This is a genomic window from Microbacterium sp. NPDC058021 (assembly GCF_042885955.1).
GTDB lineage: Bacteria > Actinomycetota > Actinomycetes > Actinomycetales > Microbacteriaceae > Microbacterium.
In genome coordinates this window covers 1-19,381 of the sequence record NZ_JBHVRF010000002.1, presented here as the reverse complement: position 1 = coordinate 19,381, position 19,381 = coordinate 1, and the positions used below count along the sequence as shown (strand labels likewise).

General features: G+C 65.1%; 14 protein-coding genes and 3 pseudogenes. 13 read left to right on the top strand and 4 right to left on the bottom strand.

Translation table 11 applies throughout. The features are described 5' to 3' along the window. Position 1: 1 nt before the first annotated feature. Positions 2-364 carry an ArsR/SmtB family transcription factor gene (locus ACFVR6_RS03435; protein ID WP_386958867.1) on the bottom strand — a complete coding sequence of 121 codons (363 nt, stop codon included), beginning with the start codon at positions 362-364 and terminating at the stop codon, positions 2-4. Positions 365-449: 85 nt separating this feature from the next. Here ACFVR6_RS03435 and ACFVR6_RS03430 point away from each other — a divergent pair, with 85 nt between their 5' ends. The 8 genes and pseudogenes from ACFVR6_RS03430 to ACFVR6_RS03395 form a co-directional block, all read left to right on the top strand. Beyond that, complete coding sequence (locus tag ACFVR6_RS03430; protein WP_386958865.1) at positions 450-1,760, top strand: FAD-dependent oxidoreductase; 1,311 nt, start codon at positions 450-452, stop codon at positions 1,758-1,760. A gap of 14 nt (positions 1,761-1,774) precedes the next feature. Continuing rightward, the gene (locus tag ACFVR6_RS03425) at positions 1,775-2,272 is read left to right on the top strand and encodes a GNAT family N-acetyltransferase (protein ID WP_386960224.1); all 498 of its coding nucleotides are present in this window, start codon (positions 1,775-1,777) and stop codon (positions 2,270-2,272) included. A gap of 15 nt (positions 2,273-2,287) precedes the next feature. Beyond that, positions 2,288-2,695: an arsenate reductase ArsC gene (locus ACFVR6_RS03420; RefSeq protein ID WP_386958863.1), complete on the top strand. Its 408-nt coding sequence runs from the start codon at positions 2,288-2,290 to the stop codon at positions 2,693-2,695. Positions 2,696-3,000: 305 nt separating this feature from the next. Next, positions 3,001-3,225: a helix-turn-helix transcriptional regulator gene (locus ACFVR6_RS03415; protein ID WP_257506122.1), complete on the top strand. Its 225-nt coding sequence runs from the start codon at positions 3,001-3,003 to the stop codon at positions 3,223-3,225. After that, positions 3,225-4,547 carry a site-specific integrase gene (gene xerC / locus ACFVR6_RS03410; RefSeq protein WP_386958861.1) on the top strand — a complete coding sequence of 441 codons (1,323 nt, stop codon included), beginning with the start codon at positions 3,225-3,227 and terminating at the stop codon, positions 4,545-4,547. The genes ACFVR6_RS03415 and xerC overlap by 1 nt, the downstream gene beginning before the upstream one ends. Positions 4,548-4,771: 224 nt before the next feature. Further along, positions 4,772-5,047 carry a hypothetical protein gene (locus tag ACFVR6_RS03405; protein WP_386958859.1) on the top strand — a complete coding sequence of 92 codons (276 nt, stop codon included), beginning with the start codon at positions 4,772-4,774 and terminating at the stop codon, positions 5,045-5,047. Next, entirely contained in the window at positions 5,040-6,008 is a 969-nt protein-coding gene (locus ACFVR6_RS03400; RefSeq protein WP_386958857.1) for a hypothetical protein, read from the top strand. Before ACFVR6_RS03405 ends, ACFVR6_RS03400 begins: the two co-directional genes overlap by 8 nt. Before the next feature lie 79 nt (positions 6,009-6,087). Then, a pseudogene (locus ACFVR6_RS03395) lies at positions 6,088-6,285 on the top strand (IS5/IS1182 family transposase); the annotation flags it as partial. 36 nt (positions 6,286-6,321) lie between these two features. Here ACFVR6_RS03395 and ACFVR6_RS03390 read toward each other — a convergent pair. Then, entirely contained in the window at positions 6,322-6,963 is a 642-nt protein-coding gene (locus ACFVR6_RS03390; protein WP_386958855.1) for a hypothetical protein, read from the bottom strand. 266 nt (positions 6,964-7,229) lie between these two features. Between ACFVR6_RS03390 and ACFVR6_RS03385 the strand changes: the two genes are divergently transcribed. From ACFVR6_RS03385 to ACFVR6_RS03375, 3 genes and pseudogenes are all read left to right on the top strand, one after another. After that, positions 7,230-9,446 carry an nSTAND3 domain-containing NTPase gene (locus ACFVR6_RS03385; protein ID WP_386958853.1) on the top strand — a complete coding sequence of 739 codons (2,217 nt, stop codon included), beginning with the start codon at positions 7,230-7,232 and terminating at the stop codon, positions 9,444-9,446. A 722-nt stretch (positions 9,447-10,168) separates the two neighbouring features. Next, positions 10,169-10,726, top strand: a complete 558-nt coding sequence (locus tag ACFVR6_RS03380; protein WP_386958851.1) for a hypothetical protein — start codon at positions 10,169-10,171, stop codon at positions 10,724-10,726. A 251-nt stretch (positions 10,727-10,977) separates the two neighbouring features. Further along, positions 10,978-12,004: pseudogene (locus ACFVR6_RS03375) on the top strand (IS30 family transposase). Positions 12,005-12,245: 241 nt separating this feature from the next. Here ACFVR6_RS03375 and ACFVR6_RS03370 read toward each other — a convergent pair. Continuing rightward, positions 12,246-13,127 carry a hypothetical protein gene (locus tag ACFVR6_RS03370; RefSeq protein WP_386958849.1) on the bottom strand — a complete coding sequence of 294 codons (882 nt, stop codon included), beginning with the start codon at positions 13,125-13,127 and terminating at the stop codon, positions 12,246-12,248. A 341-nt stretch (positions 13,128-13,468) separates the two neighbouring features. On the opposite strand from ACFVR6_RS03370, the gene ACFVR6_RS03365 reads away from it, so the two are divergent. After that, positions 13,469-13,996 carry a hypothetical protein gene (locus tag ACFVR6_RS03365; protein WP_386958847.1) on the top strand — a complete coding sequence of 176 codons (528 nt, stop codon included), beginning with the start codon at positions 13,469-13,471 and terminating at the stop codon, positions 13,994-13,996. Between the two features lie 516 nt (positions 13,997-14,512). After that, positions 14,513-18,574, top strand: a complete 4,062-nt coding sequence (locus ACFVR6_RS03360) for a helix-turn-helix domain-containing protein (protein WP_386958845.1) — start codon at positions 14,513-14,515, stop codon at positions 18,572-18,574. A gap of 335 nt (positions 18,575-18,909) precedes the next feature. On the opposite strand, the pseudogene ACFVR6_RS03355 reads toward ACFVR6_RS03360, so the two are convergent. Next, positions 18,910-19,281 (bottom strand): annotated as a pseudogene (locus tag ACFVR6_RS03355) (hypothetical protein); the annotation flags it as partial. Positions 19,282-19,381: the final 100 nt, after the last annotated feature.

The window sequence follows — 19,381 nt, the reverse complement described above, 5'->3', positions numbered from 1 at the left end:
CTCAGCTGTGCGCCGAGAGCAGCTGTGAGATGCGGTCCATCGCGCCGGGCACGAGCGCGTAGTACGCCCACGTCCCGCGCTTGCTGCGGGTGAGGAATCCGGCGGAGGTGAGGACCTTGAGGTGATGGGACACGGTGGGCTGGCTGAGTCCGAGCGGTTCGATCAGGTCGCAGACGCACGCTTCGGCGTTGTCGGATGCCGCCACGATCGACAGCAGGCGCAGGCGTGCCGGGTCGGCCAGCGCCTTCATCGTCGTCGCGAGCGCCTCGGCCTCGGCGGCCGAGAGGGGTTCGCGCAGGAGCGGAACACCGCACGAGCCGGCGGGCGGGGTGATGTCCGTGAGTTGGAGCGCGGGGGTCGCCATGCATCGATGGTACTCGATATTGACAGGCATCGATAGTCTGGGTAGAACTGGACATCGAACATCGTCGATATCTCCTGGAGACCCCATGACCCTCGTGGACCTGATCCCGCGCACCCCGTCCGACCGGGCGATCGAAGCGCTGCCGGTGGCGATCATCGGTGCGGGACCGATCGGGCTGGCCGCGGCTGCGAACCTCGCCGAAAGCGGTATCGACTTCGTCGTGTACGAAGCCGGCGATGACGTGGCGGCGAGCGTCCAGGAGTGGGGGCACACGCGTCTGTTCTCCCCGTGGCGGCATCTCGTGGACCCGGCCTCGCGCCGGCTCCTCGAAGCGGAGGGCTGGGAATCGCCCGCGCCGAAGCGTGCACCCACCGGGGCGGAGTTCGTGCAACGCTACCTCCGGCCACTCGCGAAGGTGCCCGTGATCGCGGCGCATGTGCGCACCGGCGTCGAAGTGCTCGCCGTCGCCCGTCAGGGCATGGACCGCACGCGCACCCGGGCACGGGCAGCGACCCCGTTCGTGCTGCGGCTGCGCTCGGCATCCGGCGCGGTCAGCGAGACCGGCGCGCGCGCCGTCATCGACGCCTCCGGCACGTACCGCTCACCCAACCCGCTTTCTTCCAGCGGACTCGACCTGCTGGGGATGGACGACATCGCCGACCGCGTCACGCGCGCGCTGCCGGATGTGCTGGGTGGCGACCGCGGCCGCTTCACCGGGCGACACGTGACGGTCGTCGGCGCCGGGCACTCCGCCGCAAACACGCTGCTGGGCCTGGTCTCGCTGGCCCGGGAGGACGAGGGGACCACCGTGACCTGGCTGATCCGCAACGCCCAGGCGGTGCGGGTGTCATCGTCGCCCGACGACGAGCTGGCGGGCCGTGCGGACCTCGGCAGCCGGGTGGACGCTGCGGTGTCTCAGGGCGAGATCTCGGTCGTCGACGGCTTCGAGATCCTGCGCGCCCGCCGCGTCGACGGCCGAGTGGAACTGGTCGGTCTGCGGCGGGGCGAAGCGGCCGCGCACGTCACCGACGTCGTGGTGAACGCAACGGGTTTCCGCCCCGATCTCGCCATGCTGCGCGAGGTCCGCCTCGACCTGGATGAGATCGTCGAGGCGCCGCGCCGGCTGGCGCCGCTGATCGACCCCAACGAGCATTCCTGCGGCACGGTGGAGCCGCACGGGTTCCACGAGCTCACTCATCCCGAGCCTGGGTTCTTCCTCGTGGGTATGAAGTCCTACGGCCGGGCGCCCACGTTCCTCCTCGCCACCGGCTACGAACAGGTGCGCTCGGTCACGGCATGGCTGGCCGGTGACACCGCCGCGGCATCCCGGGTAGAGCTCACCCTTCCCACGACCGGCGTCTGCTCCACCGACGAGGCGGGCGGCTGCTGCTCGTGATCTCGGTGCGGCCGATGACGGCGGGGGACTGGCCCGCGGTGGCGGAGATCTTCCGGCAGGGCATCGACGACGGCGAAGCGACGTTCGAGACGCGCACGCCCGGTTGGGACGCCTTCGACGCCGCCAAGCTGCCCGGGCTGCGCCTGGTGGCCGCCGACGACCGCGACTCCCGCGTACACGGCTGGGCGGCGGCGTCGCCGGTCTCCACCCGCGAGGTGTATCGCGGTGTGATCGAGCACTCGGTCTACATCGACCGCGCCGCGCGCGGACGCGGCATCGGCCGGCTGCTGCTGAGCGCGTTCGTCGATGCCGCGGACGATGCGGGGGTCTGGACGATCCAGTCCAGCGTCTTCCCGGAGAACACCGCGAGCCTGCGGCTGCACGAGGCGGCCGGGTTCCGCGTCGTGGGGCGGCGCGAGCGCATCGCCCGCGCCGGTGTCGGCCCCCACGCCGGCACGTGGCGCGACACCGTCCTCATCGAGCGCCGCAGTGCGCGCAACGGCATCGACTGACACCTGGAGAGCATCATGACCGACACCCCCACCGTCCTGTTCGTCTGCGTGCACAACGCGGGTCGATCCCAGATGGCCGCCGGCTACCTGCGAGAGCTGGCGGGACCGCGCATCCAGGTGCTTTCGGCGGGGTCCGCGCCGAAGGACGAGATCAACCCGGTCGCGGTCGCGGCGATGGCCGAGCAGGGCATCGACATCGCCGCGAACACTCCTCAGGTGCTCACCACCGACGCGGTGCGGCAGTCCGACGTCGTGATCACGATGGGGTGCGGCGACGCCTGCCCGATCTTCCCAGGGAAGCGCTACGAGGACTGGGTCCTCGACGACCCCGCAGGACAGGGGATCGAAGCCGTGCGCCCGATCCGCGACGAGATCCGTCGGCGCGTCGAGACCCTCGTGGCCGAACTGCTGCCCGGCGGCTGAGCCGCGCGACAGCGCCGAGCCACCGGTCGGTGCAATGACTGTGGCCCTCCGGGCCCCGCGTGAGCGGGATCCGGAGGGCCACAGGTCGATCGGTCGTCAGACTCCGAAGTACAGCTCGGCTTCAGGATCTGAGATTCGGAGGGTGTTCCACAGGATCGTACTCCCTGCGAACTAAGGGGAGTGCGATGCTGAGCATGGGGTGGGTCGCTGCTGCGGCTGTCCGAGAACCTGTCCGTTTTGCCGATTCTTGGCCGCCCTACGGGTCTTCCTGGGGGTTTACGGGAGGTGCCGCCTACCTGTTTGATATGAGCGCCGACCGCCCTCGCCTCTGGACTCCGCAGGAGCTTGCCGACTATACGGGCATCCCCATCAGGACGCTCGCTGACTGGCGGACGGAGCGCGCGCGCAGCCGAGGTCTCGGATTGCCGTTCGTCGCACTCTCGGCGCACAACGTCCGCTACCGCGATGAGGATATCGAGGCGTTCATCGCAGTGCGGATCGTGGCTCCCATGGACAGGGCGGCCGACTGATGGCGCGGCCGAAACGCGCGCTTGGCGAACTCGGCAAGGTGACCTACACCGTTGAGCCGAGCGGTCTCGTGATCGCGCGAGGACGCGTCTACGACGGTAACGGGCGCGAGCGTCGTCCGACCGGCAGCGGAGCGACCGAAGCCGAGGCGCTGGCCGCATTGCAGGAAGCGGCCGATGTTGCCGTCGGTCGAGTCCTGGCACCACGCACGCAGGTCATGACCGTAGCGGAGTTGGCGACGGCGTGGCTCAAGACGGCGTATCACGACGACGACCCGCGAGTGTTGCGCCAACGCCGCGAGCAGACCGTCGATGGCTACGCATCGGTGGTCCGAGCGCATGTCACCCCGCGCGCCGGAGCCATCCCTATCGCCGACATCACCACCGATCGCGCCGACGGACTACTCATGGACATCGCACGGGAGAGATCGGTGACGACCGCAAACAAGGTTCGGAACGTGATGTCGCTCATGTTCGATTGGGCGATCCAGCAGGGACACTTCTCGGCTGCCGGGTCGATCCAGCACACACGGCATGGAGCGGTCGTCGTGGCGAACCCCATCCGCGCGACCCGGCGAGCGGATGAGCCGGACACGGTGTACTTCGAACTCGACGCGGTACAGGTCAAGTACATCCTCCACCTCATCCGTGACGAGTGGCCTGAGCGACACCGGGCGCGGTATCCGGTGGGCCGACGGCCCAACTACAAGCTGCTCGCCGACTACATCCTGATCACGCTCGGCACCTCCGAGAGGACCGCGGAGCCCATTGCGATCCGGTTCCAGGACGTTCGGTTCGAGGCGGTGGAGCAGCTGGATGGAAGCCTCACGATGGAGGCGCTCGTCTGGGTCGGGGGGACGATGGTTCGCACGAAGTCCCGCGGCCTGTTCCGCCAGGACTCGCCCAAGGCGGAGCGGCAGAAGCGTTGGCTTCGCGTTCCGAAGTTCGCCGCCAAGGTGCTGAGCGAACTCGTGGCCAGCCATGTTCCCGATCCCGAACGGAATCCCGAGGACGTGCTGTTCACCACCGAGCGCGGCCGTCCGCGCGACCCCAGCGCAGTCGGCGGGCTGCTACGGATGTTCCGCCGCGAGTTCGAGCCGGAGCTCTTGTCTATCGGGGTCAACGCCGAGCACCTCACCTTCCGCAGCCTCCGCAAGGCCGTCGCCGCGGCGGTATCGGACACGGCCGGCGTCGAAGTCGCACGCGATCTGCTCGGGCACAGTGACGCGGCGATCACCGAAGGCCACTACGCGAAGCGCCCCGCCCTGATTGTCGAAATCGCGGCCGACGCGCTCGACGAGGTGTTCGCGGGCATCGACGCATGAAAGGCCGCGAAGAGGCAGAGCTGACAACGCATGATTGTGAGCAACTACGAGCCGCTGCTGCGCACGTTCGTCGACGACAACGCCGGTGACGGCCGAGCTGCTGGAGCGGGCATTCGCGAAGGAGGCGTGACCGCTGCGGCGTTGACGGATTCCCCGGCACCGAGCATGTGCCGGCGACGCAGTCGCAGAGAGCCCGGAGGGAGCGATCCGCGCACCTTGATGTCATGACCGATCGAGACCACGCCGACGCCGTCCTTCAACACGTAGCGGTGCTCGCGTTCCTCTACTACCCAGGCATCCAGCGAGATGACCCCACGTACCGTCTCGCCGAGGACATCGAGTGGTGTCTCGCCCGACTCGGAGACGTGTCTGAAACCGAGTCGGAGAGGATGCGGGCTCTCATCGCGCGAGCGATCATCGACCCGACCGCGACGCGCGAAGAGCTGTTCACCGCGCTCGCCGAGCTCAACGGCGAGCTTTCTGTGGGTCACGATGAGTGACCAGGCACTTAACGACGACGACCGCGCCGCACGGCAGGCCGCACAGCGGCAGGCCTGGAACGACGCTCACCCGACGTACTACGCCGACTATCGCGAGCGGAACCGTGAGCACATCCGGAAGACGAACCGCGAGCGGCATCGTCGGCACGCGCAACGCGAGCGAGTGGAGAAGGAACGTCGACAGAAGTCGATTGAGCGGGCGAAGGCATGGGCCAAGGAGCATCCGGAAGAGCGGCAGCAGGCACGGGAGCGATACAAGCAGAAGCACGCGGAGGCGTACAAGCAGGCTCAACGCGATTACTACCACCGGAATCGTGACGCGATCGCCGAGCGTCGGCGCGCGCGAGAGGCCGCGGACCCGCAGAAGGCGAACGAGGCTCGGCGTCGTGCCGTCGCCCGGGCACGCGACGCCGGCCGTGTGTCCGGCTGGTCGCCCAGCCCTTCCCAACTGCAGTCCTACCGGCAGCGCGAGAACGAAGCCCGGCGCTTGTCGCGTCGTCGCGCGCGCGCCGGGCTGCCAGACAGGCGCCTTCACCGGGTGCTCGCTGCGGAGCGGCGACACAACGCCGCCGCGGCGGACGCGTTCTTCGCTCGCAAGCGCAGCCGGGAGGAGATTGCCCGGATCCGTGAAGAGGACGCGCCGACGCCACCCGAGCTGGTGTGCGCCATGCAGCGGCAATCAGAAGACCGGCGCGCGGTCCGCGAGGTTCTGGCCATGGCGGACGCCTACTTCGCTGATCACGAACTCGAACTCCGGGCGCGCGTCGCCGAAATCTCGCGGACGCGCTTCCGCGCAGGGCTCCTCCCACTCGACGTGTACACCGAGCCGCGCCGCCGCGCTCTCGAAGTAGCGAGCACCCGCTACCTGCGCCACAGTGCTCCCTCGCCGACGTCATCTCTCGCCGTCTTCCAGTGGCTCACGTCGGATCACGCAGAGCGATCGCCAGACATCCCGCTCTGACCTCGTGGCCGCTCTCGACGTCACGCACACGGAAGCGGCGAGTCGACGTTGTCCGACCTGCTTCTTCAGATGGCCGAGTGGATCACGCGGGGGCCGGCCTGTCCAAATTGACGCCGTCGACTACAAGAATCCGAACGGCATCGAACGCCGCTACTGCCACATAGAGCAGTGGCGAGGGCTGGCCACCCGCTACGACAAGCACGCCGTGATCTACCGCGCTGCATGCGGGCGGTGCCCGATAGCGGGACTTCGCGTGCGCCGGCCAAAGGACTTGTGACAGCATCCTCGTGCAGGGAATTGGTACACCCACGCTCTAGTCGAGAGTCTTGAGCCGAGGATTCGACGTCCGCGGCAATTGCCACCCGTGGCGCTCATGGATGTCCTTGGTGAGCTCTTCGGCGTGCGCGCGCAGCTTGAGTAGCGCAGGTCCGTCATACCCCTTGGCTCGGAACAGGCGGAGATTCTGGCTGAGGGCTTGTGCCCATGTCATCAGTGGGTCGAGACGCTCAAGCCGCTGCTCAACCGTGACACCCGGCTCAGCAGCATCCATGACCTGCCGCCCCAGGGTCGCCCCGAGAACGCGCTCAGCCTCGAGCCAAACGTCCAGGCCGTCCCAGTCCGTGTACTCGTCGGCGAGGTCAATAGTCGCGATGCGCAGGTTCGCGAGGCGTTCGCCAACCGGCTCCATCGTCGGGTCGAACCCGATGAGGCGCTGTACAGCTTCCTGGGCAGCAGACCAAAGCGAAGTCGTCACCGCCTTGCGGGACTGTTGCAGCGCTTCCTTGGAGCGCTTGTTGGACATGAGCGTTCCGAGGCCGGCAATCACGGCCGCCAGGCCAGAGATGATGAGAGCCGCGATATCCACGGGTCGATCATGGCAGCTCAAGGGGGAAGGCGCATAGCGCAGCCACCGACCGCGAATGACCTGACGATCCTTGTACGGGCGTTGGGCCATGGTCGTACCCTCGCGGCTGATCAGTTCGGATGGCTGCCACCAAATAGCACAGCGGTCCAAGGAGATCCGCTGAGTCCGCATACGCGCTCCGGCGAGCTGGCCAAGGCGAGGATCATGCGGTCCTCGGAATCGCGACAGCCGGGCGTGGAATGGCCACCGACGCTCGCTGCCCAATATGGTGAAGCGTGGTTTCGCCGATAACGTACGACTTGCACAGGCTCGGCTGGAGAGCATTCCAGGATCTGACCGCCGTAATCCTCCAGACCGTGCTCGGTCAGACGTTTCATACTTTTGCTGACAGTAACGACGGCGGGCGCGACGGTGCGTTCTTCGGCGCATGGAAGTCGATATCAGAGGCGGATTCGAACTTGATCCCCGCCGCGATCTCTGACTCACGTGCGACCGTCGCACAGTGCAAGTTCAGCGTGAAAGCGCAGGGGACGCTAACGCCATCGACGCTGGAGAGCGAACTGGCGAAGGTCAAGCGCCTCAACGTGGCCGGACTCTGTGATTCATACATTCTCGTGACGAACCTGCGGGTATCCGGCAAGACTGAGAGTTGGTTACTCGCCGCGTTGAAGAAGGTGGGGGTCGACCACGGACTGGTGCTCGATGGCGAGTGGATCGCGCAGCAGATCAGCCGGCGAGCAGACCTGCGACGCTACGTTCCTCGGGTATACGGGCTCGGCGACCTGGGTCAGATACTGGACGACAGGCGGTTGCAGCAAGCGTCCGCGTTAATGTCTCGGCTTGGCGAAGACCTTGCCACTTTCGTCCCTACGGCTGTTTACAAGCGTGCGGCCGACGCGATCGCCTCCCATGGGTTCGTGCTTCTGCTCGGCGCACCCGCCGTCGGGAAATCGACGATTGCGGCAACCCTCTCAATGGCCGCACTTGATGAGTGGGGAGCGGGCGTGCGTCGTGTGGACTCGGCTGCTGAACTCCTAGCGGCGTGGAATCCAGAAGAGCCCGATCAATTGTTCTGGGTCGACGACGCGTTCGGCGCCATCCGACACGACGAGCGGCTTACCGACGAGTGGGCACGCCGGATGGACCAGGTAATGACGGCTATTTCGAATGGTGCCAAGGTAATTCTGACCAGCCGAGATTACATCTATCGGAGCGCGCGGCCACACCTCAAGGAGTACGCGTACCCCCTACTGCGGGAGCAGGCGGTCGTGGTGGATGTCGCTCGTCTCACGACCGACGAGAAGGAGCAGATTCTCTACAACCACCTCAAGGCTGGCGACCAACCCGCGTCGGTGCTTCGTTCGTGGAAGCCCTATCTTGCCGAGGTGGCCTCCAGTTCGCGCTTCCAACCCGAGGTCGCCAGGCGTCTAGGTCTTCGCGCGTTCACAGATTCTGCCTCGCTCCATGGCGGCAACCGGCTGAGGCGCTTCGTAGAGAATCCCATTGACTTTCTGCGTGACGTCCTGAACCAGTTGGATTCGAACTCCGTCGGCGCAATGGCGTGCGTATACATGGCCGGCGACAAGCTGGAGGCGCCGGTCGTGTTCACCGCTCGCGAGTCGGATGCCCTCGACTTGTTGGGAGCAGAGAAGAACAAGGTCATCCCGGCAATGCAGGCGCACAAGGGCACATTTCTGGCTGTGTCAATCGATCCTGACGGCTCGAGTTACTGGGCGTTCCGACACCCAACCATTCGTGAGGCCTTCGCAGCGCACATCGCCGACGATCCGAATTTGGTACGGATTCTCCTTCATGGGCTTACCGACGAGGAGTTGCACCGCCAGATCGACTGCGGCGGTAGCCAGGAAGGCACGATGGTTAGGATCCCGCCGTCCCTGTTCTCCGAGGTAGTTGCGAGATCGCCATTGGCTGGTGTCGAGCCGACGTCCTCGCCCGGCAGCTGGCTGCCCTTCTTCCTCCAGTACCGGTGCTCTGACGACTTCCTAAAGGTGTGGTCGCGAGCAAACGATTCACATCTCGAAGACTTGCTTCTGTTCGGCTCCTACATGGGCGTGTACTGGCAGCCGAAGGTGCTCGGTCGCCTTGCGGAGGCGGGTGCGCTACCCGAAGCAATTCGCGCAAAGGCTGTATCCAAGATCGCAACCATGGCCATCGATGACTTTGACTCCGACTGGCTGGAAGCTCCGATCGTCTCGCTGTTTAGCGATGAGGAGCGCGAGGCTCTGATCGAGCGTGTCGAGCAAGAGTCGTTGTCTGCCCTAAATGAAGAGATCGACCGGTCGACCGAAGGGTATGAGGATGACATATCCGCGCATAATCGCTACTACCGGGCACGCCAAACAGTCGACGCATACCTGCGTCTATTTTCCGAAGATGGTCGGTGGCGCGTTGAGCTGGAGGCCGCGCAAGAATCCATCGACCGGTCGATCGAGGAGAGCGATTGGGAACCGGACCAGGACATCGATCGCGAGTCGTTGTCGGGCCGCCTGGAGGCGGAACTACCGCCCTCGGGACGAGACCCATTCGACGATGTGGATGCTGGACACGACTAGCCGTCACTGCCGCTCGACAGTCGGCGAACAGCTATCGGGTGAAGCAGTACACGATCCGCGGGGGCTCGTTGCGGTCAACCCCGAGCGCATCGGCAGGGCGTGGACTCGCGGGGTGCCTCTCAACGCCGGAAAGGCTCCCGTCCCGCGTCGGGCGCGAACCTCTGCATCGCTGGCACCCAGGCCGCAGGTACTGTCTCGCCCCGCAGGAGTTGCACGGAGTTCGCGCCCTCGATCCACTCAGCAGTCTCGCCCTCGTTCCACCCGATAACCACGAGCGCATCCGCGTCGACATCCCAGAGATCGTTGAGGTGCTGGCGATCCGGCCAGGAACAGAGCACCCGACGTCCCGAGAGCGAACCAGTCGAGAGCCCCCGTCAGTTGAGATGCAGCACTCCGGGCTGCGCCACCACCCGCTTCAGGCTCCGTCACCGTAGAACCGCTTGTGGGGCGTGACCACCACAACCGAGCGACCGGGCTGATCGACTAGCCACTTCATCGACCGCATGGTTTTGCGATTCACGCGAGGTCTCCTTTAGGTGAACCGCGAGATTGCGACAGGGAACGCGTAGGCATCGAATGCCATCACCCATCCCCCTTCTTCGGGTGCGGGCTGATCACGATTGCCAGGTGCCAGCTCGCCGTGATCTGCGTGATCTGCATGTGGGGGCTCGGCGCTTCCGATGCCCGAAGGCGGGGCGGCACTCGCAGATAGAGTGCGGAACATGCAACCCAAAGACATCGCGGCCGTTGTCCAGCAGCCACCCGACTGGTGGTCATCGATCTTCGTGCCAGTGGCAGCGATCCTCGTCAGCGCCGGCATAGCCGTCTGGCTGGCGTCCAGGGAACGCAAAGCGGGCCGCAGGGACGCGCGAAACACCCAAGCGATCAGGCTCATTCGCGCGCTCAACGACATTGGACGCCATGCGTTCGAAAGCGATGAGGATCGTGTCGAGGGCGCCCACTCTCGGTACGAGCAGGAACTCAATGCATTCGCCGCGCATTTGAGCAAGCGTGAGCTTGTCGTCGCGAAGTTCGTCTGCGAGGTCGTCATGATGGATGACGAGTCCAGCCCGCACCGCACATACCGAACGATGCTGTGGCTCGCTACGTCGATTGAGCTCTGGATTCGCGGCACATTGTCAACACGACAATTCGAGGACAACCTGCCCCGCAACGGATCGAATTGGGTCGATTCGATCGAACTTGGCCAGTGGGACGCGCTTGTGCGCGGCGAGCCCATCACGGGGATGGCGGACTTGGAGACCGCGACGTCGAAGTAGATCTGATTGGGCAGATGACGTTCCAACGCAACGAGTGCGGAGGGTTCTGGCAACCCGACGCCGTGTACGAAAGCCGATCCTTGGGTTCTTGCGGTGGTCGCAACACTTACTGAATGGAGAGTGTTGTGGCGGAGTTGGCGTTGAGGTTCCGGCTCGATGCCGTGCAGCAGGCGTGGGACGGTTTCCAGGCCGGGCTGTTCGCGAGTGAGGTCGGCGACCGGATCGGGGTGAACCGCACGACGGCGAAACGGATGCTGGTCGCTGCCGGCGGCGTCCGGCCGCGACGCGGACGGGACCTGCAGGGCCGGTATCTGTCGTTCGCCGATCGGGAAGAGATCGCGGTCGGCGTCGCGAGGGGCGAGTCGGTGCGGGCGATCGCGAGGCGACTAGGACGCGCCGTCGACGGTGTCTCGGGAACTGTCCCGAAACGCCGTGCGTGGCCGATATCGGGCGTCGATGGCGCAGATGACGGCGATGGGGCGGGCGTGCCGGCCGAAGCCGGCGAAGCTGGCGAGCAACCTGCGGCTGCGTGCGAGAGTGGAGCAGGACCTGGCTAAGCGTCGATCGCCGGAGCAGATCGCTGGCCGGCTGAGGCGAGAGTTCCCCGATGATCCGGAGATGCAGGTGAGCGTGGAGACGATCTACCAGTCGCTCTACGTGCAGTCGCGGGGCGCGTTGAAGCAGGAGCTGACCCGCTATCTGCGCACCGGGAGAGGGCTGCGCCATCCCAGTCGGAAGGTCGGGCAGCGCAAAAACCGGATTCCGAACATGGTCAACATCTCGGAGCGGCCGCCGACGGCGAGTGATCGTGCCGTCCCGGGAAGTTGGGAAGGCGACCTGATCATCGGCGCGGGGAACTTGTCGGCGATTGGCACGCTCGTGGAACGGCATTCGAACTTCACGATGCTCGTTCACCTCCCCGACGGCTACAAGCCCGACCAGGTCGCTCCCGCACTGACCCGCAAGATCCAGCAGCTCCCGGTGCAGCTGCGCGGCGCACTGACTTGGGATCAGGGTCCGGAGATGCGCGACTGGGAGAAGGTTCGTATCGATACCGGCATCGAGGTGTTCTTCTGCGACCCGCACTCACCCTGGCAACGCGGCATCAACGAGAACACGAACGGGCTGCTCCGGCAGTACTTCCCGAAAGGCACCGACCTCGACGGGTTCACCGAAGGCCAGCTCGACGCCGTCGCCCACGAGCTCAACGACCGACCCCGCAAACGGCTCGAGTTCCAAACCCCGAATGAGATCATCAAATCGGTCCTGTTGCGATGACCGCTTGAATCCGCCGGTCCGCATACGGGCGATGCGGGTATACGGGTCCTCGATGCCCACTGACGTGAGGTTCGCCTTGGGGTGCTTGTTGAACACCTTCAGCATGAACGAATAGCCACCGTCAGCGTCCCACCCGTCGGGAGTGAAGGCGCCGCTGTCGTCGAGAGGGCGTGACCTCGCGTACGCAACAGTAATCACTGCCCGTTATCCGGTCTGTCAACGTTCAGTTTCCTGCGCCTTCTCAAGTCGCCGCGCGTGGGCTGCTCGGTCGCATTGACGTCCGCAAAGCGAGGAGGTCGCGGTCGTTGACGAAGCGCGGACTCGTCGCACCTGTCCAGCGGTGTATCGCGTTGGACCATGCTTCAACCGACCGATGTGCCACGTTGCCCGTGGTACGCGGAGCCATGTCGGGATGGCTGTAGGTCGCGGAAAGGAACGACGTGTCACCGTGAACGAGGCTGGAAAGAGCGCCATACATCGACCCGATCGTCGGGATTTGTTCCGATACCCGCGCTGAGATCTGGAACCTCGTCTTTGCGTACTCGCGGCCGATCTTCACCTGCGCGACCTCCTCGTATGTGACGCCGCCGCGCTCCCTCCTCACGACTCCATAGCCCTGCCTATTCAGAAACGCGACGAAGTCCTCCCGTTTCTTTCTCACCTCTGACGAGGCGGGTTCCTCCAGTTGATCGATGGTGGTCTGCAGCGACCGAAACGCGGTCGCGCACGAGCGTGCGGCGCGCTGATCCGAACTGACATCGACGGCAACTTCCCACGCGACTGACGCACTGATCTCTGCAACTGACCGGACCACCGACACCGCCGCTAGCGGATGGATCGGATCACTAGACAGTAATGTCTCCAGTCCGGAGAGGTGATCGATCAGCGCGTTGTTCTGTGCCTCAAGGTGGATGAGGCGCTGTCCGAACAAGGTTGCGTGATCTCCCGCGCGCGCTCGCGCCATGTCCTCTCCGCACGCCGAAGTAGCCGGCGCTCTCTCGATGCGGTCAGAGATCTTTTCCATCACCTGGACGACATGCAGGCGGCACTGACGCGCGAGGTTTCTCGCAGCGTTCGCAGCAAGCTGGAACCGGTATTCGGCGTCGTCGGCTTCGTTGTCCATCAGGCCGATCGTCCCACGCCGATGATCGGTTTGCTTGCGCAGGTGCGCCGGACGGACCACGCCGTCTCTCCCGAATGTTCGCGGCGGTGCGAACGGTGGCACTGCTCCCAGACGGAGCTGCACGATGATCGGTCGTCCAGCGCACTGCAGCTCGAAGCAACGATCGGCTGGTTGTGCGTGCAACGGCGTACCCGTCACATCCTCGGGAGGCGGGAGGCGGGAGGCGGGAGGCGGGAGGCGGGAGACGGGAGGCGGGAAGCGGGAAGCGGGAGGCGGGAGGCGGGTGGCGCTCCACCGCCGCTACATCGTTACGTGACCCTCGGTCCGGGCCGCGTGGCCCTATGCTCACCAACATGGGTAACTACACACCGCCGCAAGGCGAGTTGTCTAGCAACGGGTCGGAGTCTCGGCCGTCGTCTAGGACTCCGCTGTGGATCAGTCTCGCCGCGCTCGGCGGGCTGCTCGTCGGGGTCGTCGGGGCGCTTGGGGTGACGAACGTTGTTGGATCCGTTCAGGCGGCCGCTGCGGAGTCGCAGGCCGAGGTCGACGCGGCCGCTGAAGCCGCCGCCGCGGACGAGCGGCTCGCGACCGCCGTCAGGAAATGCGGCAGCAACGGCATGGAGCTCGGCGATGAGGACCGCACCCTCATCATCGACGTGAAGGGCAAAGACGACTTCGATGGTGCCTCGTACGACGAGCAGGCGTGCGTGCTGAACGCCCTCGACGTGCCGGCGAGCGTCGAGTCTCATATCGGACAGACAACGTCGATGGATGGCCGTCAGAGCGAGTCGTGGGACGGGATCACTATTGAATGGTCATATCACCCCGACCGCGGCAGCGACATGGTGATCACTCTCGAAAACGACTGACACCAACCGTCGTCGGATCTCTTCGGTATTCGCCAAGCCGGCGCTCTCAGGCGGTGTCACCGACCGAGGGGAATAGCAGCGCCGACGACGAGCGGCGCAGGGGTCACCGACGTCGGCATCTACGCCGCGAGGTACCGGCGCTCGTAGCCTGGCCGCTGGAGCAGCTGATGCTCGTTCTCGCCGGCAACGCACTCGACCCTGCCTCGGAGCTGCAGCACATCCTCGCGCTGCCGGACCAGGAGGACTACGACCCGTTCACATAGTCCGACGATCCCTCAGCGCGCGGGTGAACGAGGTGGACCTTGCCCGGGAGTGAGACGAGGCCGACGACCTCGCTGGCCACGCCCCAAGCCTCGATAACCCCACCGCTGCCGCTACGAAAGTCCGAGCAGCCCTGCCCATCGTGCGTGGATCGACGCCCTTGGCCAGTGTTGGCAGGCGTGTCGTTCGAGAAGCGTACGTGTTTAGTACGTGTGGTTATGCTCCATACGTGTTTACTGCGTGTACATTTTTCGCGTGACCTCCGTTCTTGGCACATTGATCCGTGTTGCAAGGGATGCCGTGGGGCTAGACCAAGCAGCGCTTGCCCGCGCCATGGGGGTAGGGCAGCAGACCGTAAGTGCCTGGGAGCGCGGTCGTTCGCGGCCTCGACAGGCTCAGCTCCCCACGTTGTGTTCGGTTCTCCGCCTCTCGCTCGATGAGGTGACGATCGCGGGCCAATACCAGAACGACCCGGCCGTCGCCACTCAGAACCTCGTCCTGGCCCTTCCTTTTGAGAACCTCTCCGATGAGGCGTTCGAAGCATTCACCCGCGACCTCGGTGCACGGATCTATCCTGGCCGGACCGCAACACGCAATGGCTCGACCGGCCATAAGCAGTTCGGCGTGGACGTCTTCATCGACGGCGACGGCGAGCGAATCGGTGTGCAGTGCAAGCGGCACAAGACGTTCGGTCCGGAGGATATCCGCGGGGCAATCGACGAGGTCACAGGTGAGGCGCGGATCACATCCGGCATCGTCGCGTTGAGCCGGAAGACTGCAACCCCCGCCGCCCGACAGGAGATCCACAAGCACCCGGGCTGGAAACTGTGGGATGGGGAAGACCTGTCCGCGCTCGTCCGAGGACTTTCGCGTTCGGACGCCCTTGCCCTCGTCGACACCTACTTCAGAGGGCTGCGCGAGCCGTTCCTGGGAGTTCGAGAGCCCAGCCCGTGGCTGACGCCTGACGAGTATGACTCTGCCCTCGCTGGCCGTTTGGGTGTTGACCGCAACTTCGAACTGGTCGGTCGCGACACGGAGCTGAGTCGAATGATGGAGCTCAGCGCAGCCCTGGAGAAACGAGTCATCCTGATCGGTCGGGGTGGTATCGGGAAGTCACGTCTCCTGCGCGCCTTCGCGCGGAGCGATGTCGGCCGAACCGTGGTGTTTGCATCGCGCGGTGCTATCGCGCCCGAGAGTTACGAGGCTCTACCTGAGGGTGCGCCTGTCGTGGTAGTTGACGATGCGACGGATCCCGAGTTTGACGTACGCGCATTGGAGCTCGGAATCCGACGCGTTCGACCGGATGCAAGCTTGGTGATGTCAACGCGACCCCGCGCGCTCGGCCCGCTGTATGCCGCACTCGAACTTTCGGATATCGAAGCCGCGAAGATTTCGGTTACTCTCGATGATCTTTCCATCGACGCGGCCGAATCGCTCGCCCGCGAGGCACTCGGAGAGTCAGCGACGGACTCTCGGGTGGAGGGCCTCGCGCACGTGGGGTACGACTGCCCGTTCATGATCGTGCTTGGCGCGCATCTGATTCGGGAGGGAGACCTGACAGACACCGACCTCGTGACGCAGACCGAGCTGCGCCAGCAAATCCTCACCCGATTCGCTGACATCGTGATCCGCGGCTCAGATGCGGACGCTCGGATCGCCGTTCTGGAGGCCGTTGCAGCGATCCAGCCGGCGAATCTCGGCGAGTCAGAGTTCCTAGACGTGGTCGCCGGTGTCAGCGGTGTCGACGACGCCAGGGCTCTCGACATCCTCGATGAGCTCGATGACCTGGGTCTGGTGCTGCGCAGGGGACAGACGGTTCGGGTTGTCCCCGACCTCCTGGGCGACGCCGTCTTGGAACGGGCGCTTGTCTCAAAGTCGGGGTTCGACAAGCGCTTCGCAATTCGACTCGCCAATCAGGCACGAGGTCTCGCGCTTTCGCATGCGCTTAGAAATGTCAGCGTGATCGATTGGCAGAGACGCACACAGGGGCCATCTGAGCTGGCAGACACGCTCTGGTCTGCGTTGGCTGAGCATGCGCTTACGCTTGCGAACTCTGATCGCATCGCCCTGGCGAAGCGTGTCGCGCCGATCGCGGCCATCTACCCAGGACGTGCGCTCGATCTGGCTGATCTACTGCTGACGAATCCTGGGCCCGACGAGGAGGACCCTTTGAGCGGCATTTGGGGTCCTCCGCGTGCCATCACCGCGACCGAAGTCGCTCGCGCGCTCGCACCCCTCATCGCAAATGCGGGAAGCAACGCCGACTATCTCCCGCGGTCGATGCGGAGGCTTCTCGAAATCGGTGGCCCAGACACGCGTTCGGAAAACCAGAATCCTGAACAGGGAATGAGATTGCTCCGCGAGCTGGGTCAGTTTCACCCCCGCCGCACCATTCGATTCAATCGCATCTACGTTGAGACAGTCGCTGACCTGCTCGCCGATCCAGCCCTTGAGGCGCATGCTCCTCAACTGATCTCACTCCTGGGAGAGGTCATGGTTCACGACGTCATCGTCACCGAATCTCGCGGATGGAATCTGTCCTTGGCCCGCCATGACATAGACCTGGAAGTCGTCTCCGACGTGAGGGCAACCGCAATCACGATCGCGATCGATGCACTCGGGCGCGACGACGGCACAGCCTATGCAGCCACCGAGGTGCTCAAGAAAGGACTGTTCTCGAACAACCGCAGCGATGATGTGACTGAGGAATTCACGACGATCGTTGCCGGACTGCGTGCCGTGCTGTCGGATCAATCGCGCCCCGCCGGCATTCGGCTTGCGGCCTACCGCGCGCTTGGCTGGCACGCGACGTATGGGGAAGGTGCGCGTCGCTCAGCAGCTCGCGCGGCACGAGAGGATTTGGCCAAAGATGACGAGCTTCTGCTTGCACGCGTGACGCGCGGTGGCTTCCATACGGATGAGGACTTCGAAGACGAGCAGGTCAGCGTCGAAGGAAGCAGCGATGCTGCCGAGTCACCCGCAGTGGCCCGGTTCCACCGCTCGGCCGCGCAGCTCGGGGAGGCTATTCAGCATCTTGCCCGTCGGTGGAGCTCAACCCTCTCGCCCGAGCAGATCCTGACACGACTTCGCGCAGCGGTAGACGACGCGCTGAGGGAACGAGACCGCTTCACGCCACCACACCAGCTGCTGGAGCTCTTGTTCCTGTCGAACGCGGAGCTGACCCGCGCCGCGCTCACGCCGCGCACTATCGCCACGCCGGCGGACGATTGCATCGTCGAGGCGGCCATCGGCATTTGTTTCGCTTCGGACTATCCGGACCTCATGTCCATCGCCACGGAGAAGATCGCCCAGGGCGAGCGGCCCGCTTCGATGGTTGCGTCAGCCGTCGGGCGTGCAAAGGGCCCGCTTACCGTCGCACAGGACGGCGTCGTGCGCGCTCTGCTGACAACGTCGAACCCCGCGGTCTACTCGACGCTGCTCTCTGCCGCTCGATGGCGCGAGGAACTCGACCCCGAACTGGTCCTGGCAATCCTGGATGCTGCGCCGATCGAGACGAACCCCGCGGTTGCCGAGGCCGCCGCGACCGTGCTCGTCGGAAGCGCCACGGTTCCATGGACCTCTCTATCGCGGGAAGAGCGTGCACGCTTCTTGGATCGCTTCACGCAGACGCCAAGTCTCGACGCGTATGACTTCGGTGAACTGATGACGCAGCAGATTGCCATCGATCCACACGCGGCGCTGGCCTTCCTGCAACGTCGCATAGATCGGCAGAAGGACGCGAGCGACGACTACGACGCGCTGCCGTATCTCGAATCTATGCAGTTCAGTTTCCGAGCAACCCCGGATCTGCCCACACTGATAGCAGGCCATGTCGACTGGCTCCTCGATGCTCCCCACCGGCGAGGGCACGACGGCCTTGATGTTCTCCAGAGGATGTTCGTCGGTTACGAGGATGACCAACTCGCCGTACTACTTGCGTTGATCCAAACGCAGCAGCCGGATCGCGTCGCGCTGGTCCGGTCTGTTCTGGACGGCGCTCCACGTGACTTTGTTCTACGCGCCCCGACCTTCGTCGCTGAAGCCATTGAAGCCGCATCCGCGCTGCCTGGCTCCCTCGAGCGTGACGTGATCTTGGGGCTGCATGGCGCTGCGGAATACGCAAGCCATTCGCGATCCATCGGCACGGACGACCCGGAGGAAGTCGAGCTTAAGACCGGTGCCGAACTGCTTGCCCTTCAGTTCGACCCCGGCTCGGCCGTGCGCCGGTTCTACGACGACGTTGCGACTCGTGCAACCGCCCGAATCGCGTCGGAGCGTCAGGATGATGCGAGCTTGCGGAACCCGCGCCGCTGGTGAGCTCAACTGAAACGGGCTTGACCTGTTGCGAGGGCTGGGTATGGATGGTCGCGAAGGTCGTGTGGGTCGGGACTAGCCCATCGAGAACGCGCCAAATGCCGAGCCGTACGGCGTGTGAAGCTCGTGCCGTCCCGTGGCGATGACGGCGGACGCCGGTCGGTCTCCGTACGGATACCGGTCCATCGGCGCGCGAGCCTGACGCTGAACTGGACCAGGCAGGCGGGGTTCGCACAGGCAGCGGCCAACGAGAGAACTTCGATCGCATGACCCGCCCGCAGACTTGCACGGTCAACCCCGGCCATGCGGGCAGGATTCGCAGACTTCACCCGAGTCGATCAAGGGTGATGATTCGAGGCGGCGGCTTCGGCCATGAACGCTTCCTCGACAGCGCGACGGCGTGCGATGTCTTCGACAACGAATCTGCGGAAGTCGGCTGCCCGGTCCTCGATCATCGCGTCTTCGACCGCTGGCGCCGGCTCCTCGCCCGGCCACGCGGTCTGACGTGTCGCCCTGTCGCGGTCGAGGCGCGAGCCGCAGGCAGCGACCCATTGGTGCAGACGTTCGCGGGCCTCGGCGAAGTCGCGGTGCCAGCCGAAGGGAGCGGAGCCGTGCTGCTCCTCGTCGTAGGCGCACAGCCAATGCAGGTGCAGCGCGGACAGCTCCCAGACGAGTTCGGAGTGGCGATGCCACAGCGGCGGGATGACCGACGGTCTGAATCGGCCTGGGTTTCGTTCCGTTCTTCAAGCAAGGATGGAAGACGATGAACAGGAAGTACTCGCCGGAGATGCGTGAGCGGGCGCTGCGGAT